The sequence below is a fragment of the Streptomyces sp. NPDC037242 genome (assembly GCF_055604165.1).
The window spans coordinates 34,715-51,066 of the sequence record NZ_JBVJUY010000018.1 but is presented as its reverse complement, the minus strand read 5'-3'; the positions used below and the strand labels follow the sequence as shown (position 1 = coordinate 51,066).

Genomic DNA, 16,352 nt, shown 5'->3' with positions numbered 1-16,352 from the left:
GGAGGGGGGTCGCGCACGCGTGGCAGGGTGCGGGCAGGCCGGGGTGATTGTCGCCTGGTCCGACCATCGTCCTGTCCGGCGAGTAGCGAGGCCCTCCATGCGACTGCGCAAAGCCCTTGCCCTCGCCGCCGTCCTGGTCGCCGCCGCCGCATCCTCCGCGGCCGCGGACATCGGCACCGGCGGCGGAGCCCGCCCCGCGCCCGCGCTGCCCTCCCGCGTGGAAGCCACGTGCGGGGACGCGAAGGCCCCGCAGTTCCCCATCGGAGCCCGGATCCGGGGCGGCCCGGCCGTGTACCGGACCGGCGGGGACGCGCAGGGCTGGTACCTGGACCTCACCAACACCACCGCCGGCGAGTGCAGCGCCATCCACCCCGTGGTGGTGTTCACGGACACCGCCCGCGCGCTGCGGCCCGCGCACTTCCGGATGGAGTTCGACACCCAGGGCGGCACCTTCCCCGTCAGCATGGAGCGCACCGACCGCGACGAGATCATCGCCGTGTTCGACGGGGGCGACGCCTTCTCAGGTTTCACCGTCGGTGCCGGCGGGTCCCTGACCGTCAAGGTCCGGCTCGCCTTCACCTCCGACGCCCCGCACGGCGAGGCCGTCGCCGACGCGGCCCTCGTGCAGCGCAAGGGCGACGACGGCGACTGGATCGGCGAGGCCGGCGGCTACCGGTTCGCCGTGGAAGGGCCGGACGACGGCGAGGCGGGCTCGCTCGCGCACACCGGGCCGCGCGAGACGACGTACGCGTTCGGCGCGGTGGCCGCCCTGGCCGCCGGCGGCGCCCTGCTCCTCGGCGCCCGCCGCCTGCGCCGCCCCTCCGACCACTGACACCCCGTCGCCACCCGGCGTGGCCGGCGGGTGGCGCCCCGGGCCGGAGCCCTGACACGAGTGCCGAGTGCGCGGCCCCGGGGCACAGCTGCGCAGGCTGCCGCCGCGCCGGGCAGCACGGCCGAGGCCCGGAGATGCCGCCGCGCAAGGCAGCGCGTCCGGGGCGCCGAAGGCCCGGCGTGCGCGACTGCCAGGTGCACCCAGCACGGCCACCACAACCGGGGCACACCTGCGCAAGGTGCCGCCACGCAAGGCAGCACAGCCGAGGCCCGGGGGCACCGGCCGCGCAGGCGGCGTGGCCGGGGCACGCAATGGCCCGGCGGGCGCGAGTCCCGAGTGCACGCCACCCGGGGCACACCTGCACAGGGTGCCGACAGCACGGCGGCGCCGCGCCGGCGCCCCGGGTTACGTGGGGCCGTGGCCGAAGAAGGGGGACAGGGCCAGTTCTGCGGCGCCTTCGGCGACGGTCGTCGGGGACAGGGAGACCTCGGGCGGGGTCGGGGTGAGGGCTCGGGCCGCCAGGACCGCGCGGACCCCGGCCACGAAGGCCTCCGGGGCGGCCGCCACCACCCGCCCGCCCAGCAGCACCCGGTCCACGTCCAGCAGCGCGACCAGGTTCGCCGCGGCCTCGCCCACGATCCGTGCCGCCCGCGCCGAGTCCCCGCGGGCCACCGCGGCCAGGCAGAGCACCTCCGCGCAGCCCTGCGCCCCGCACCGGCACGGCGGCCCGTCCAGCGACAGCACCTGGTGGCCGAACTCCCCCGCCGCCGAACGGGCCCCGCGGTACACCTCGCCGCCCAGCCGGAGTCCCGCGCCCAGCCCGGTGCCGACGTGCACGTACACCGCGGAGCCGTCGCCGAAGCCGGCCGCGGCCGCCGCACCCGCGTTGGTGTCCTTGTCCAGCCGCACCGGAGCCCCCAGCCGCCCCGCCAGGACCTCCCGCAGCGGGTACCCCTCCCATTCCGGGTACCCGGTGACCCGCCCCAGCACCCCGGCCCGCCAGTCCAGCGGACCCGGCGCCGCCACCCCCACCCCGAGCGGGGGCCCGGCGGGGTCCGCCACCCGCGCGACTCCCCGTACGACCGCTTCCACGACCGCCTCCGGACCGGCCCCGAAGTCCAGCGGACCCCGCCACCGCGCGAGGACGCGGCCCGCCAGGTCCACCCGTACCGCCGTGAGCTCGTCGCGGTCGAGCTGCACCCCGACCGCGTGCCGGGCCCCCGGCGCGAGCCGCAGCAGCGTGCGCGGCTTGCCGCCGGTGGAGGGCTCGCGGCCGGCCTCCGCCACCAGCCCCTCGGCACGCAGCCGCGCCGTGATCTTGCTGACCGCCTGCGGGGTGAGCCCCGTACGGCCCGCGAGCTCGCCGCGCCCCAGTCCCGCAGGGCCGGCGCCGCGCAGCAGGTCCAGCACGAGCGCGTCGTTGTGCCCGCGCAGCGCAGGCAGGTTCACCCCGCCGCGCCCACCGCCCGTACCGCTCCCGCGCGCACCCGCGCCGCCGCCCTCATCGCCCCTGTTCACCCGCCCATTCTCCACCCTCCTTGCACTTCGGCAACACTGTTGCCAAAGTGTTCACCATGAACGACACCGCCCCCGGCACCCCCCTCCGCGTCGGACTGATCGGCTACGGACTCGCCGGTTCCGTGTTCCACGCCCCCCTCGTGACCGCCACCGAGGGCCTGGTCCTCGACACCGTCGTCACCTCCGACCCGGACCGCCGGGCCCAGGTGCGCGAGGCGTACCCGGACGCCCGGACCGCCGACTCCGCGGCCGAGCTCTGGGAGCGCGCCCCCGCCCTGGACCTCGTCGTCATCGCCTCCCCCAACAAGACCCACGTCCCGCTCGCCACCGCCGCCCTCAACGCCGGAGTCCCGGTGGTCGTGGACAAGCCGCTGGCCGCGACCGCCGCCGAGGCCCGCGAACTGGCCGACCTGGCCGACCGGACCGGAACCTTCCTCTCGGTCTTCCAGAACCGCCGCTGGGACAACGACTTCCTCACCCTGCGCCGCCTCCTCGCCGAGGGCGAACTCGGCGAGATCCAGCGCTTCGAGTCCCGCTTCGAGCGTTGGCGTCCGCAACTCAAGGGCGGCTGGCGCGAGTCCGGCGCACCGGAGGAGATCGGCGGCCTCCTGTACGACCTGGGCAGCCATGTCGTGGACCAGGCGCTGGTGCTGTTCGGCCCGGCGGTACGGGTCTACGCGGAGACCGACGTGCGCCGCCCGGGCGCCGAGGCGGACGACGACACCTTCATCGCCCTCACGCATGCCAGCGGGGTCCGCTCGCACCTGTACGTCAGCGCGACCACCGCCCAACTGGGTCCGCGCTTCCGCGTCCTGGGCTCGCGGGCGGGCTACGTGAAGTACGGCCTCGACCCGCAGGAAGCCGCCCTGCGGGACGGGCTGCGGCCGGCCACGGACGTGCTGTGGGGCGAGGAGCCGCCGCACCTGTGGGGCCGCCTGGGCTCCGGGGAGTCCCCGGCGACCGGCGGCGGGACCCCGGTGCCGACCGAGCACGGCGACTACCCCGCGTACTACGCGGCGGTGGCGGCCGCGCTGCGCGAAGGCGGCCCGGCACCGGTCACGGCGCGCGAGGCGGCCGAGTGCCTGGCCGTGCTGGAGGCGGCGCGCGTGTCGTCCCGGGACGGGGTGGCCGTCGACCTGAAAGCCGTCATTTAGCGGAAAGTTCGCACGCCGGGGCCGAAAAACGATCTATTCTTGACAGGCTATCGATCATCACACATGTGAAGAATGGAATTCCGCTTTGAAGCTGCCCCGGATCGCAACCGTCGTCGCCGCCGCGGCGATGGCCCCGGCCGTCCTGCTCTCCTCCCCGGCCTTCGCCGCGGACTCCACGTCGCCGGTGGCGCCTTCGGGCTCGACCGTGCCCGACCGGCTCCCCCAGGGTGAGAACACCGCGGACAGGGCCGCGGAGCAGACGGCCGAGGACCCGCAGGCCGCGAGGGACCGGGCCGCGATAGAGGCGATCCTGAGGGACCCGGCCAGCGGGTCGGGCGTACGCAAGGCGGCCGAGAAGGCCCTCCAGGGGACGGCCGCGCAGATGCGGCACTTCCTTGAGGTCGAGTGGGCCCGGGAGCAGCTCGACGACGACCGGATACGGACCGCGCGGATCGCAGAGGCCGGCGGCACCGCCGTGAAGCGCGCGGCCCAGCGGGCCTTCGACACGAACACACAGGCCGCTTTCACCGAGTTCCTCAAGAACGGGCAGCACGTGGCCCGCTTCGAGGACGACCGGGTCGAGCTGGCGCGGATGCTGGACGGCGCCGGCCGGGGCGTCACCGAGGCGGTCAACCTCCTGCTGAGCAGCGGCACGCGCGAGCAGGTCCGCGAGTTCGTCGCGACCGGGCAGCACAAGGTCCGGGCGGAGGACGACCGGGTGGCGGTGCTCCGGATGCTGGGCGCCGCCGGGCCGGGCCTGAAGGAGGGCATCATCAAGCTCCTCGAAGGCAACCCGAGCCCCGCGCAGCTGCGCGAGTTCGTGAAGACCACGCAGCACCAGCTGCGCGACACGGACAACCGGGTGGCCATCCTCTCGATCATCAGCAAGGAAACGGGTGCGGAGCTGAACAAGGCCGCCCTCGCCGCCCTGAACGGCACCCCCGAGGCCCGCGCCGACTTCCTGAAGGTCGGGCAGCACGAGGCGCGCGCCAAGGACAAGGCCGCCGAGGGCCAGACCGGCAAGCCGGACACGGGCAACACGGGCAACACGGGCAACACCGCCGGTGCCAAGCCGGCCGTGGCCACCGGAACCGGCAACGTCACCACCACCAGTGGCAACACCAAGGTGACCCCGGCAGGCGGCTCCGGTTCACTCGCCCAGACCGGCGCCGGCGATGAGAACGCCTGGATCGCGGGCGGCAGCGCCGCCGCGCTCGCCGCGGGCGCGGGCCTCGTGCTCGCGGGCCGCCGTCGCCGTATGTCGGCCGAGGGCTGACGGGCAGCGCACGAATACGCAAGGGGTGGGACCGCCGTCGGCGGTCCCACCCCTTGCGTATATCCGCTATCCGCGCTTACGCGCCCTTGAACTCCTGGCGCTGGCGGCCGAGGTTCTCGATCTCCAGCTCCACGACGTCACCGGCGCGCAGGTACGGCTTCGGCTCCGGCTGACCCATGGCCACACCGGCCGGGGTCCCGGTGACGATGACGTCGCCCGGGTACAGCGTCATGAACTGGCTCAGGTACCGCACGACCTCGCCGACCGGGAAGATCTGGTCCGCGGTGTTGCCGTCCTGCTTCAGCTCGCCGTTGACCCACAGCTTCACGTCCAGGACCTGCGGGTCCGGGATCTCGTCGGCCGTGACCAGCCAGGGGCCGAGCGGGGTGAAGGTCTCGCAGTTCTTGCCCTTGTCCCAGGTGCCGCCGCGCTCGATCTGGAACTCGCGCTCCGAGACGTCGTTGACGAGCACGTAGCCGCCGACGTGCGCGAGGCCCTCGGCCGCGGAGTCCAGGTAGCGGGCGGTGCTGCCGATGACGACGCCGAGCTCGGCCTCCCAGTCGGTCTTCACGCTGCCGCGCGGGATGAGCACGGTGTCGTCGGGGCCGCCCGCGGTGTCCGCGGCCTTGAGGAACAGGATCGGCTCGGCCGGCGGCTCGGCGCCGACCTCGGCCGCGTGCCCGAAGTAGTTCAGGCCGATGCCCACGATCTTGCCGACGCGGCCGACGGGCGCGCCGATGCGCAGCCCCTCGGCGTCGAGGACCGGAAGCTCGCCCGATACCGCCGCGTCCCGCACCCGGGACAGCACGGAGCCGTCGGCCAGGAGTGCGCCGTCCACATCCGTGATCAGGCCGGACAGGTCCCGCAGGGTCCCGTCCTGGTCGAGCAGCGCGGGGCGCTCCGACCCGACGGGTCCGACACGCAGCAGCTTCATGGGCATTCTCCCGTGGTCGAGGGTGGTCGGCCCATGGGCGTGCCCGGGCCGGCCGATGGGTTGCGGCCATCGGAGGATTTGGTCGATCCTCCAAGAAGTCGGACCAATCCGCAAGACCCTGTTCACAGACTGGAACGCCCAGCTCCGGTGATCTGCGCCTCCTTGCGTGGGCTCCCGCCCTCCTGGCGCTCCCTGCGGTCCTTGCGGTGCTGGAGCCACGCGCGCTCCGCCACCGACCAGGCGGTGGTCGTCACCAGGTACAGCCCCGCGGCCAGCGGCACGACGGCAGCGGTGATCAGCGTCCCGAACGACAGCAGGGGCAGTACGCCGCCCAGCTTGCGCATGAGCTCCTGCTGCTCGGCGGTCACGGCAGGGCCCCCGGGCACCGCGCCGGCGGCCGGCGCCGAGGCAGCAGCCAGCGCCGCCGCGCGCCGGCCCCGTACCGCGCTCCACGCGGCCACCGCCGCGATGACCGCGAACAGCCCGAGGAACACCAGCCCCTGCGCCCCGAACAGGCCGCCCTCCCCGAGCGCCTCCGTCCACCGGGCCCCGAGCGGCGCGGCGAACAGCCGGTGGCCCAGCAGCTCATTGGCGGCCCCGCCGATCCGGTCGGAGGAGAACGCCTGGTACATCACGAAGAACACCGGCAGTTGGAGCAGTACGGGCAGGCAGCCCGCCGCAGGCGTCGCCCCGCGGAAGGCGGCACGGCTCAGCGGGTGCAGGGCGAGCCGTACGAGAACGGTGAACAGCACGATCGCGGCAGCGGTCGCGGACCCGGCCAGCGCCGGCTCCAGGAGCCGGCCCAGCTCGGCAACAAGATGAGTGAAAACGGACACGCGGGCCCTCCGAAGGGTCTCGTCGAACGTCGAAAAGAGGTGCATTTCGGCGTGACGACCCGCGAGGGGCGACAACAGTGATCAGTCAGCAGAAGGCGAGAAGTACTGCGCGCCCCTACGCGGCCGTCAGGACCAGACGGCCGGGAGCCCTGGGCCGCGACCGGCCCGAGGCGTCGGGATCGCGCTGCGGCAGGAACGCCGTGCGCTGTTCGCGATCACGGATCGCGGTGCGTATTCGGTGCGGCGGCACGGGCCGTACGAGACGCGCGGCCAGCGCGGCGGAACCCACGGCGACGGTGGCCGCGAGGGCGACCACGGCGGCGCCCAGCGCGCCCAGGCCGCCCTCCCCGAGGCAGAGCCCGAGGACTCCGCCGAGCAGGAGCAGCGAGACCAGCAGGGCCGGTATCCGGGAGGCCCCGTTGAACATCAGGAACGACAGCGAGCGCCCGCTGCTGTGTTGAGCCATGCGAACCGCCCCCTCCCACTCCCGCGTACGAACTCCCGTACGAGATCGGACACTCGCTGTCGATACTAGCCGGATCCACTGACAACCGGCACGGCCCCGGCCCCGGACCCCGCGGCGTCCCCCGGCCCCGCCCCTGGCTGCGGATCGCGGGCCAGCACCTCCTCGTCCGGCCGCCCGTCCCCCGTCTCGCGCGGCCCGAGCCAGGTCACCGCCAGAGCCACCGCGAGGTTCGCGGCGAGCGCGACCATGCCCGCGTTCACGCCCCAGGCGGGGTCGTTGCCCGTGAAGACCAGCGCGCAGACCACCCCGACCCCCACGAGCAGCCCGCTCAGCGCGCCGGCCGTCGTCAACCGCCGCCACACCAGCCCCAGCAGCAGCATCGGCACCAGTTGTGCCATGCCCTCGTAGGAGACGAGCGACAGGCGCACGAGCGTGTTGGGGGCGACGTACGTCATCACCAGCGCCACCGACCCGACCGCCACCACGACCACCTGCGAGGCGAGCTTCTGCCGCTCCCCCGAACTCCAGCGCGGCGCGAGCGAGAGCACGCTGCGCCCCCACATCGTCCCGATCACCAGCATGAACACCGCCATCGGCACGATCGACGACAGCGCCGCCGCCACCCCGATCAGCCCGACCGCCCACGCCGGCAGCAGGTCCACGATCAGCCTGAACAGCGCGAGGTTGGAGTCCGCGCCCGCCAGCCCCGGCACCACGAACAGCGCGGCCATGCCCAGCAGCATCGGCACGAACAGCAGCACGTTGTAGGCGGGCAGCAGGATCGCGTTGCGGCGCAGCGCGTCCGCGTCGCGCGCGCCGAGGTACCCCGCCACCGTGGTCGGGAAGATGACGACGGTCAGCGCGTTGAGGACGGTGGTGGAGGCGAACCACGCCGTCCCCAGGTTCCCCCGACCGCCCGCCCCCTGGGCGTCCGCCCCGAGGCTCCCGTGGCCGGGCAGCGTCAGCCACTGCGGCCGCTGCTCCACGAGCCGGTCGAACAGCTCCCCGTACCCGCCGAAGTAGTGGACCGGGACGTAGACCGCCAGGAACCCGAGCGTGCCGATGACCAGCACGTCCTTGAGCACCGACACCCACGCGCTGCCGCGCAGCCCGCTGACCACGACGAAGCCGGTGGTCACGGCGAAGGCGACGAAGTAGGCCCACTCCAGCGACACGGCCCCGTACGTCACCGTGGAGACGACGACGCCCATTCCGGTGATCTGGAGCTGGATGTAGGGCAGCAGAAAGACCGTGGCCAGCACGGCCACGGCCGCGCCCAGCCAGGGCCGCCGGTAGCGGTGGGCGACCATGTCGGTGATCCCGACGAGCCCGTGGCGCCGGGCGTAGTCCCACAGCATCGGCCCGACCACGTAGCCGAGGGCGTATCCGCAGGACATGTACGCGACCACGTACATGACCGGGGCCCCGTAGTTGTACCCCCAGCCGGCGGCGCCGAGATAGCTGAAGCTGGTGTAGCCCTCGCCCGCCATCAGGACCCAGATGAACACGGTCCCCAGCGAACGCCCGCCCACCGACCACTCGGCGAGCCCGCCCCCGCCGCCGCCTCCCCGTACGGCGAGCAGCCCGAGCACGACGGTCGCGACCATGAACACGGCGAAGACGGAGGTCGCCACGGCCGCCGCACTCACGGGCGGCCACCGCCGCGGCTACCGCCGTGATCACCGCCGTGGTCACCGCGCCAGGTCCGCCAGACGGCGAACGGGGTCACAAGAGTCGCCCCGACCAACCACGCCAGCAGGAACGGCACCCGCCCGAACACCAGCGGCTCCACCCGGTTCACCAGCGGCAGCGCCCCGCAGAACAGCACGAACGGCACACCCAGCCACAGCAACTGAGGACGTTTCACCCGATTCCGACGCACCGCCCCACCCTAGGACTTGAGGGTCCCCCAGACCACCAGGCGGTACTTGGAGGTGTACTCGGGCGTGCAGGTGGTGAGCGTGATGTACGCCCCGGGCGCGCTGTAGCCGTACTCCGGCTTGACGCTGCTCCGCGGCACGGGCGCGATGACCCCGGTGTCCCGCTCGGTCGTCTCGGCGAGCACCTTCCCCACGACGTACGTGTACCTCTTGCCCCGCACGTCGACGAGGACCTCGTCCCCCGCCCGCAGCCGGTTGATGTACCGGAACGGCTCCCCGTGCGTGTTGCGGTGCCCGGCGAGCGCGAAGTTCCCCTGCGCTCCGGGCTGCGCGGTCCCGGCGTAGTGCCCGGCGTACCCCTTGTCCAGCACGGTGCGCTTGTCGACCCCCTGGGCGATCGGCACGACGACGCCGAGGCGCGGGATGCGCAGGACCCCGTACGCCGACTCCCGCGGCCGGGGCTTGGGGGCGGCGGGGGCGGCGGGGGCGGGGGATTCGGCGGCGGGCGCCACAGGAGTGGGATCGGGAACGGAAGACGGATCGACCGGAGCCGGTGGCGGGTCCGACGAGTCGGACGGGGCCGGCAGAACCGGCGGAAGGTCGCTCCACTCTCGCTCCAGCTGGCCGACCCGCTCGTGCGCGGCGGCGAGGGCCTGCCGGTTGGTCCACCACACCTGGTGCACCACCAGCAACAACACCACCACGCCCACCGTGACGGCCACCTCGGCGCACACCCACAGCAGTCCCACGAGACCCGCCCGGCGCACCCGCCGGCCGCGGCCCTGCACCACCACCCGCACGTGATCCCGCACGGCCCGCACCTTAAGTCCTCCCCCGTCAACTGACCAGCAGCAGTACGGTGTGAACCATGCGCCCCGACACGCCTGCCGAGCACATCGCCGAAGCCGAGCGCCTCATCCGCACGGCGACCCGCTACCCCGAGGACCAGGAGCCCCTGCTCCTCCAGGCCGCCGCCCACCTCGAACTGGGCGACGCGCGGGACCGCGCCAGCGCGCTGTACGACCAGCTCCTCGCCGCTTCACCCGCCGACCCCCACCTGATCAAGGCACTTCAGGCGGCCAACCTCTGGGAGTACGGCCACGAGCCCGAGGCCCGCGCCCTCATCCAGGGCATCCGCGCGGCGGCCCCCGCGGACCCGGCCCCCTGGGAGGTCATCGCCGAAGCCCTGGAGGCACACGACGAGTTGGAGGCCTCGCACGACTGCTTCACGGAGGCGGTGACCCTCCTGATCCCCGACAACGCCCCCCTCACCCGGGCGACCACCGCGCTCCTCACGGGCCGCCACCGGGTCCGGCGCCTGCTCGGGCTCCCGCACGACGACTGGGACATGGTCGCCGACACCCGTCACATCGGCCCGATCCCGCTGGACGAACTGCACGACCCGAAGCGCATCTGGGCCCTGGGCTCCGACGACCCGGCCGAGCTGCGCGCCGAGATCGCCCGCCTGCGCGCCGAGTTGGGCGACCGCCGGGCCGCCCTCTCGCGGCCCTTCCCCGTCGCGCTCCTGCACTGGCCGCAGCGCGAGCTGGCCGAGCTCCTGACGTCGTACCCCACCCTGGCGGCGGAGTACCCCTCGCACGAGGCCCACCTCGCGCAGATCGAGTCCTCCTTGCGCGCCCTGGCCGCCTCGGGCACGACGAACCTCGGCATCGTCACCGCGAGCGTCCCCTCGTACGAGGCCTTCGCCGCCTCGGAGAAGACCTCCCCGGCCTCCCCGTCCCTCCTGGCGGAGTACGCCACCACCCTGGCCGCCCGCGGCAAAGCCACCCCCTGGCCCCCGACGGGCACCGACCCCTGCTGGTGCACCTCGGGCAAGCCGTACGCGGAGTGCCACGGCACGAGCGCGTAACAGAAGGCCAGGCTCTTCCCAGCTAGACAGTTCCCATCATAAAGGAATCCATGACCAGCGCATACGAGTCGGACCCGATCTTTCAGACCAACCCGCTTCAGGTACTGAATATTGTGACCCGAATCCAAAGTCGAGAAATCGCTCTCCCCGATTTCCAACGTGACTTCGTATGGGATTCCGCTCGCACCGCCGAACTCCTCGGCTCCATCATGTCACGCTACCCTGTCGGGACGCTCCTCTTCTGGGAGCAAGGAGAGGGGCAGACCTTCGCTAGTCGGAGCTTCGACGGCGCCCCGACCTCGTCCAACAACCCTCCTTCGGTGCTCGTCCTCGACGGGCAGCAGCGCCTCACCTCCCTCTACCAAGCCCTGACTGGATCGGGCGACGAGCGATACTTCATCAACGTCGACGAGTTTGTCGATATCCCGTCCCGGCGCGTGCGCGAGGTGCCGGACGTCGACTTCGAGAAGGCAATTTTCTCGATGCCGGCCGTAGCGAAGGCGGGTCGCCGTAGCCAGCCACTGATCCCATCCCAGCTCCCCATCGCTGCGGTGCACCAGTTCGACGACTGGTTGGACGACTATGCGGATACCATAGGAGAAGACCCGAAACTCCCCCTCACCGCAAGGGAAGCAAAAAGCCTCTACCGGGAAATGCGCGACAAATACATCAGCCCCCTGAAGACATACGGCCTGCCTGTGTTGACGCTTCCCAGTTCGACCTCCATGGACGCGGTTTGCACCATCTTCGAGACGTTGAACCGGACAGGAAAACCACTCGGACCCTTCGAGCTCCTCACAGCGCGCTTCTTCCCGCAGGGAGTGAATCTTCGCGACCTTTGGGACGAGGCTGAGGCGAACCATAGAGCCCTCAAGGACTTTCGAATCGATCCGTACAACGTACTCCAGGCGATTTGCCTGCGGGTCCGCGGAACTGCGCAGCGGTCAGACGTTCTGAAAAAGCTAAGTGGCGATGACATCAAGAACCACTGGGCGAGCACCACCGCAGGCTTCGCGGGTGTGATCGACATGATTCAGTCGGATTGTGGTGTCACCTCCCAGAAATGGCTCCCGTACGGGATGATCCTCACCCCCATGGCGGCCGTATGGGACCAACAGAAAGAACTGAAGCCGCTGGAGCGGTCCCAGGCGCTGCGTCGACTCCAGCAGTTCTTCTGGGCTAGCACTTTCACAACCAACTACGACCAAGGCGCCAACAGTCAAATGGGCGCCGATTACTCACGTCTCGCGAAGTGGATCGGCACCGGCGAGGGCGAGGCGCCGGAGGTAATTGACGATCTGCACATCAACGCCACAACTCTGCGCACGGCGACGGTGCGGCGCAAGGCCCTCTACTCAGGGCTGATCTGCCTGCTCGTCAAGAATAAGGCTGCCGACTTCCATACTGGGCAGAGCATGACGGCCAACCGTGCCCTCGAGGCCGAGTCCCACCACATCTTCCCGAAGGCGTACCTGGCCAAGCAGCACGGTTCGGAGAGTTCCGAGCTGATGCTCAACCGCTCCCTCATCGACGGGGAGACGAATCGCATCATCGCGAGCAACGCCCCCAGCGTGTACATCGAGAAGATGAAGACCGCATACGGCGAGCAGAGGCTGGCGGACGTGCTGGCATCCCATGCCATCTCCAGTCAGCAGGCCGGCGGGCTCCTGGAGGACGATTACACGATGTTCCTCGATGAGCGATTGGAGATCGTCATCCAGCTCATCGAAGAGGCCACTGGAAAGACGATCCAGCGCGATGCAACTCACTAACCCCGACGTCTTGTGAGTTGTCGTCAGCTTTGGCTGGCGGCAATCTGCGTTCTGAAGTGGCTCGTGGGTAGGGGGTGCCGGCGGCGGGGCACGGGCATGGCAGGACTACCAAGCCTTCAAGCGGCGCTACGGGCAGGCGGCCAAGCAGCTAGCCGAGCTGGAGGGGCCCCCGATCGCGACCGCGACATTCGAGGAGCCGGCAGTTCTTCCGGTACGCGCACGGCGAGGTCCGGACCCAGGAGACCGTCGCCCGCCGCGTCCTGGAGTTCGTGTTCCCGCGCATCCCGGCTGCCCGACTCCTCGGACCTGCAGAGTCCAAGCCTGTGGCCTCGCCGCACCACCCAGCGGCTGACGATCGCAATGCGGTGGATCCATCCGCGTACGGCCTTGAAGACGTGGTCATGGCGGCGGCGCATGAGTCGGCGCATCTCGCGGCAAAGGCACAGGGCAGCAACGTGGGACCACGCACGCTGGAGCAGCTGGAAGCTGACATCCGCCGCCTCGTCATTGCGTATCTCAACCGGCCGTCGAGCCGCTGTTCTGCAAAGGTGTGCGCCCTCCGAGACCGCGCCTTCGAACTCCTCGAAGGCCGGACGTTCTCAGGCGGCAAGACTGCTCAGGACAGGCAAGTAGGCAATGCGTTCCCGCCGCCGGTGGCGGGAACAGTGGCCTCGCTATCGCCGCAGTGCTTCGACCCGAGCACCAGAGCGGACTCATCAGGGGGTACGACTTCAAGGGCGAAGGCGCAGCGGGGTCGGATGACATGCAGTGTCAGGCTCCCTCTTCGCCGAAGGCGACGCCTTTCGGCTACAGGGGCTCAGTGGCCTCACGGACAGCGATCAGCTCCTAGCGCGCCGCGTACGGCGTGCGCTGACGGCGTCCGCCACCACCTTCGCACAGCCGGCCGCGCCCTCGTGCTCCCAGAATCGCAGGACCAGCCATCCCTCGGCAGCGAGCCGCGCATCAGTCTCCCGGTCCCGCCGGAATTTGCCGCCGATCTTGTCCCGCCAGTAGTCGGGGTTGGTCTTCGGGGCCACGAAGTGCTCCGGACAGCCGTGCCAGAAACAGCCGTCGATAAACACGGCCACCTTCGTCGGCCGGAAAACCAGGTCGGCGGTTCTCCTCATGCCCGGGAGCGGCTTGGCCGCCACCGGTACCTCAGCCCCTTCGCATGGAGGAGGGACCGCAGCGCCCGCTCAGGCGAAGTGTCCCTGCTCCGATTGCCGCGCATGCTCCGGCGGTTCGCTGCCGACGAGGCCCAGGAGCCCGGCGGCGGGGCCCAGGGAATGCCCTGTTGCGACTGGTCGCTCATGGGAACCGGAGTGTAGCTGCCGTCTTGAACCCTTCTCCTAGCACCTGAACAGCTGGAGTTGTTGGTGGCCGCGGGCTTGGGCTGTGGGTGGGGTGGGGCGGGTGGTGGCCAGGGTGAGGAGGGTGAGGAGGGTGCGGAGGGCTGCGAGGACTTGTTCGGGGGTGTCGCGGATCATCGAGGGGGTCGCGCTGACCACGAGGATGCCGTGGGACTCCAGGCGGAGGCGGCGGCGGAGTGTGGCGTGCCAGGCGTCGCGTGTGTAGTGGTACTCCGCGGAGTCGATCTCCAGGGCCACGCCCTCGTCGGGCCAATAGGCGTCGGGGCTCGCCAGGAAGGTGCCGTCCGGGGTGTGGAGGCGGGCGTTCCAGAGCGGGGTCGGCAGGTCGGTCGCCGTCAGGGTGTCGCGGGCCCGGGCCTCGGCGAACGAGCGGACGCCGACGAGCAGTTCCGCCGCGGCCGCGCGGACCGCGGGCCGGGCCAGGAGGCGGGCCGCGCGCAGTTCGGCGTACAGGTCCTGCGGGTGGCACCAGCCGGCCTGGACCACGTGGGCCAGCGTCGAGCGGATGCGGTCGGGGTCCTCGGCGCGGGCGGCGTAGTCCGCGGCCGCGCGGACCGGGCGGGTGCTCGGGATGCCGCGGACGGCGATGGTACGGGGCCACCGGCTGGTCGGCAGCGGGCGGGCGTACGGGGTGGCCCCGAGCCGGCGCGGGGCGCGGATCAGGACGTCCGCCGGGGTGTCGGGGGCGTCGCCGATGCCGAGCAGGGCCAGCGCGGCGCCGCCGGTGAGGGCGGCGGTGTCGCCGGACAGCGGGTCCGCGACGGGCTCGGCGGCGTACAGGACGGCGGCGAGGGCGCGTTGACGGTGGTCGGGCGGGCAGGTCTGGAGGAGGTACACGCGCGGCAGTAACCGCTGCCAGGGCCCGCCGGGGCGGGTACGGGAGGTGAGGGTGCCGGCGGGGACGCCGGCTGCGGTGGTGAGTTGGTGGCGGGTCGCGAGGTTGAGCTGGCGGCGCGCGATGCGGGCCGTCTCGCCGGCCGCCTTGTGTGCCGGGTGCGCCTTGTGTGCCGGGTGCGCCTTGTGTGCCGAACCTGTCGGGTGTGCCGGGTGCGTTGTGCGCTGCGTCGTGATCATGCGCGGGTTATGCCCGGCCCGATCGACCGGACACCCCTCGGAGGTGCCCGCTAGCGGTTCGGGTGGTGGGGCGAGAGGAAGACGACCACGCCCGTCTCCGTACCCGGCAGGGCCGGGACCTCGTGCCAGCCCAGGCGGCGGTAGGTGGCCACCGTGTCCGCCGCCAGGCGGGAGGTCAGGAGCCAGGCGCGCTGGTCCGGGGCGTCGGCGGTGATCTCCGTGAGCAGGGTCCGGCCGGTGCCGTGGCCGCGCGCGTAGGGGCGTACGGCGAGTTCGTCTATCTCCAGCGCACCCGTCAGGAGCTGCTTCACCCGGTCCGGCCCGAGCTGCGCCGCGACCTGGGCGTACGCGCGGTTCTTGGGGAAGGCCGCGGGGGTGATCCAGCCCGTGGCGAAGCCGTCGATGCCCGCCGCGGACTGGGCGAGGGCGGTACGGAAGCCACGGCGCCGGGCGTCGGCCTGGAGGCGGATCGCGAACTGGCGAATGGTTTCTTCGTCCTCGTTCCACGGCGGGGCGGAGAAGACGTCGGCGTAGGCGTCGACCAGTTCGTCCGCGAGGTCGAGGACGGCCTGTCCGTAGCAGATCACGATGTCCGAGCTCCTGATGTCGATGTGTGAGAAGGGGAGGGGTGGGGGTGGTTTGCCCGTTTGGGTGGGGAGAGTGAATTTATGCCAGTCGCGTTCCAGGGTCCTACATCGCACGGATCCGGCGAGTGTGCGACAAATCCCCTCCCCGTCCTCCGTGTCGGGAAACCCGACGGGGGCGTTGAGCAGCCCGTGGACAGACTGTTTCGGGCCGCCGGCTGGTGCGCGCTCGCGTTTCTTCTCGTACTGGGCCTGGTGGCCCTGCTGCCCCGCACCGTGCAGGAATCGGTGCCGAACACCGTGATCGGCGGGGCCGTGATCGTCCTGGCGGGACTGGGTGCCCGCCGGGTGGCCAAGCGGTCCCGTTAGCCTCGTAGGGCGATTCATCAATCATTGAGCGATTCATCAGACAAGACGAACGAGGGAGTTGGCATGGCTCGCGTACCCAGTTCCGCAGTGGCGGCCGCCGGTCTGGTCGGCGGCTACGCCGTCGCCCGGTGGTCCAAGAGGCGACCCCTCGGCGGTGTCGTCCTCGCCGCCGCCGGGATCGCCGCCGGACGGGAGTGGCACCGCAGCGGCGGCGCCCCCGCCGCGGCCGGGCTCGGCGCGCTGTACCTCGCCGGGTTCGCGGGCGCGCACCCGCTGGCCAAGAAGGTCGGCGCCTGGCCGGCGGTACTCGGGGCCACCGCGGTCGTGGCCACCGCCGCCTGGGTCGTCGCCGACCGCGGGGGGGGGGGGGGGGCCGGTCCGGGGCGGGCCGCCCCCACCCCCACACACCCCACCCCC

Annotated in this window: 16 protein-coding genes and 1 pseudogene; 7 read left to right on the top strand and 10 right to left on the bottom strand. The window is 71.9% G+C overall.

All coding sequences use genetic code 11. The features are described from left to right. Positions 1–97: 97 nt before the first annotated feature. Positions 98–832: a hypothetical protein gene (locus ACZ7GJ_RS21945; RefSeq protein ID WP_470753940.1), complete on the top strand. Its 735-nt coding sequence runs from the start codon at positions 98–100 to the stop codon at positions 830–832. Between the two features lie 405 nt (positions 833–1,237). Here the strand turns inward: ACZ7GJ_RS21945 and ACZ7GJ_RS21940 are convergent, their stop codons facing one another. Beyond that, positions 1,238–2,350, bottom strand: coding sequence for an ROK family transcriptional regulator (locus tag ACZ7GJ_RS21940; protein ID WP_470753938.1), 1,113 nt, complete (start codon positions 2,348–2,350; stop codon positions 1,238–1,240). Positions 2,351–2,406: 56 nt separating this feature from the next. On the opposite strand from ACZ7GJ_RS21940, the gene ACZ7GJ_RS21935 reads away from it, so the two are divergent. Next, positions 2,407–3,504 (top strand): Gfo/Idh/MocA family protein, encoded by a 1,098-nt coding sequence (locus ACZ7GJ_RS21935; protein WP_470753936.1) that lies wholly within the window; start codon positions 2,407–2,409, stop codon positions 3,502–3,504. Positions 3,505–3,589: 85 nt separating this feature from the next. Then, the gene (locus tag ACZ7GJ_RS21930) at positions 3,590–4,780 is read left to right on the top strand and encodes an ALF repeat-containing protein (protein WP_470753934.1); all 1,191 of its coding nucleotides are present in this window, start codon (positions 3,590–3,592) and stop codon (positions 4,778–4,780) included. A 76-nt stretch (positions 4,781–4,856) separates the two neighbouring features. Here the strand turns inward: ACZ7GJ_RS21930 and ACZ7GJ_RS21925 are convergent, their stop codons facing one another. From ACZ7GJ_RS21925 to ACZ7GJ_RS21900, 6 genes are all read right to left on the bottom strand, one after another. Continuing rightward, entirely contained in the window at positions 4,857–5,714 is an 858-nt protein-coding gene (locus ACZ7GJ_RS21925; protein WP_470753933.1) for a fumarylacetoacetate hydrolase family protein, read from the bottom strand. 122 nt (positions 5,715–5,836) lie between these two features. Further along, positions 5,837–6,595: a YidC/Oxa1 family membrane protein insertase gene (locus ACZ7GJ_RS21920; protein WP_470753930.1), complete on the bottom strand. Its 759-nt coding sequence runs from the start codon at positions 6,593–6,595 to the stop codon at positions 5,837–5,839. A gap of 70 nt (positions 6,596–6,665) precedes the next feature. After that, complete coding sequence (locus tag ACZ7GJ_RS21915) at positions 6,666–6,977, bottom strand: DUF6412 domain-containing protein (protein ID WP_470754083.1); 312 nt, start codon at positions 6,975–6,977, stop codon at positions 6,666–6,668. A gap of 104 nt (positions 6,978–7,081) precedes the next feature. Then, positions 7,082–8,623 (bottom strand): sodium:solute symporter family protein, encoded by a 1,542-nt coding sequence (locus ACZ7GJ_RS21910; protein ID WP_470754082.1) that lies wholly within the window; start codon positions 8,621–8,623, stop codon positions 7,082–7,084. 38 nt (positions 8,624–8,661) lie between these two features. Continuing rightward, entirely contained in the window at positions 8,662–8,898 is a 237-nt protein-coding gene (locus ACZ7GJ_RS21905; RefSeq protein WP_470753928.1) for a DUF3311 domain-containing protein, read from the bottom strand. 9 nt (positions 8,899–8,907) lie between these two features. Continuing rightward, complete coding sequence (locus ACZ7GJ_RS21900; RefSeq protein WP_470753926.1) at positions 8,908–9,708, bottom strand: class E sortase; 801 nt, start codon at positions 9,706–9,708, stop codon at positions 8,908–8,910. A gap of 56 nt (positions 9,709–9,764) precedes the next feature. On the opposite strand from ACZ7GJ_RS21900, the gene ACZ7GJ_RS21895 reads away from it, so the two are divergent. After that, a complete protein-coding gene (locus ACZ7GJ_RS21895) occupies positions 9,765–10,766 on the top strand; it encodes an SEC-C domain-containing protein (RefSeq protein WP_470753924.1) in 1,002 nt (333 codons plus the stop codon). Positions 10,767–10,816: 50 nt separating this feature from the next. Then, positions 10,817–12,538: a GmrSD restriction endonuclease domain-containing protein gene (locus tag ACZ7GJ_RS21890; RefSeq protein ID WP_470753921.1), complete on the top strand. Its 1,722-nt coding sequence runs from the start codon at positions 10,817–10,819 to the stop codon at positions 12,536–12,538. Between the two features lie 839 nt (positions 12,539–13,377). Here the strand turns inward: ACZ7GJ_RS21890 and ACZ7GJ_RS21885 are convergent. From ACZ7GJ_RS21885 to ACZ7GJ_RS21875, 3 genes and pseudogenes are all read right to left on the bottom strand, one after another. Next, positions 13,378–13,769: pseudogene (locus ACZ7GJ_RS21885) on the bottom strand (very short patch repair endonuclease). 118 nt (positions 13,770–13,887) lie between these two features. Next, on the bottom strand, positions 13,888–14,982 hold the full coding sequence (locus ACZ7GJ_RS21880; RefSeq protein WP_470753918.1) for a hypothetical protein: 1,095 nt from the start codon (positions 14,980–14,982) through the stop codon (positions 13,888–13,890). Between the two features lie 50 nt (positions 14,983–15,032). Further along, positions 15,033–15,569 (bottom strand): GNAT family N-acetyltransferase, encoded by a 537-nt coding sequence (locus tag ACZ7GJ_RS21875; RefSeq protein WP_470753915.1) that lies wholly within the window; start codon positions 15,567–15,569, stop codon positions 15,033–15,035. Positions 15,570–15,758: 189 nt separating this feature from the next. Between ACZ7GJ_RS21875 and ACZ7GJ_RS21870 the strand changes: the two genes are divergently transcribed. Next, positions 15,759–15,935, top strand: coding sequence for a hypothetical protein (locus ACZ7GJ_RS21870; protein WP_470753912.1), 177 nt, complete (start codon positions 15,759–15,761; stop codon positions 15,933–15,935). Positions 15,936–15,998: 63 nt separating this feature from the next. Then, the coding region (locus ACZ7GJ_RS21865; RefSeq protein ID WP_470753910.1) for a hypothetical protein at positions 15,999–16,352 on the top strand (354 nt) is incomplete at its 3' end.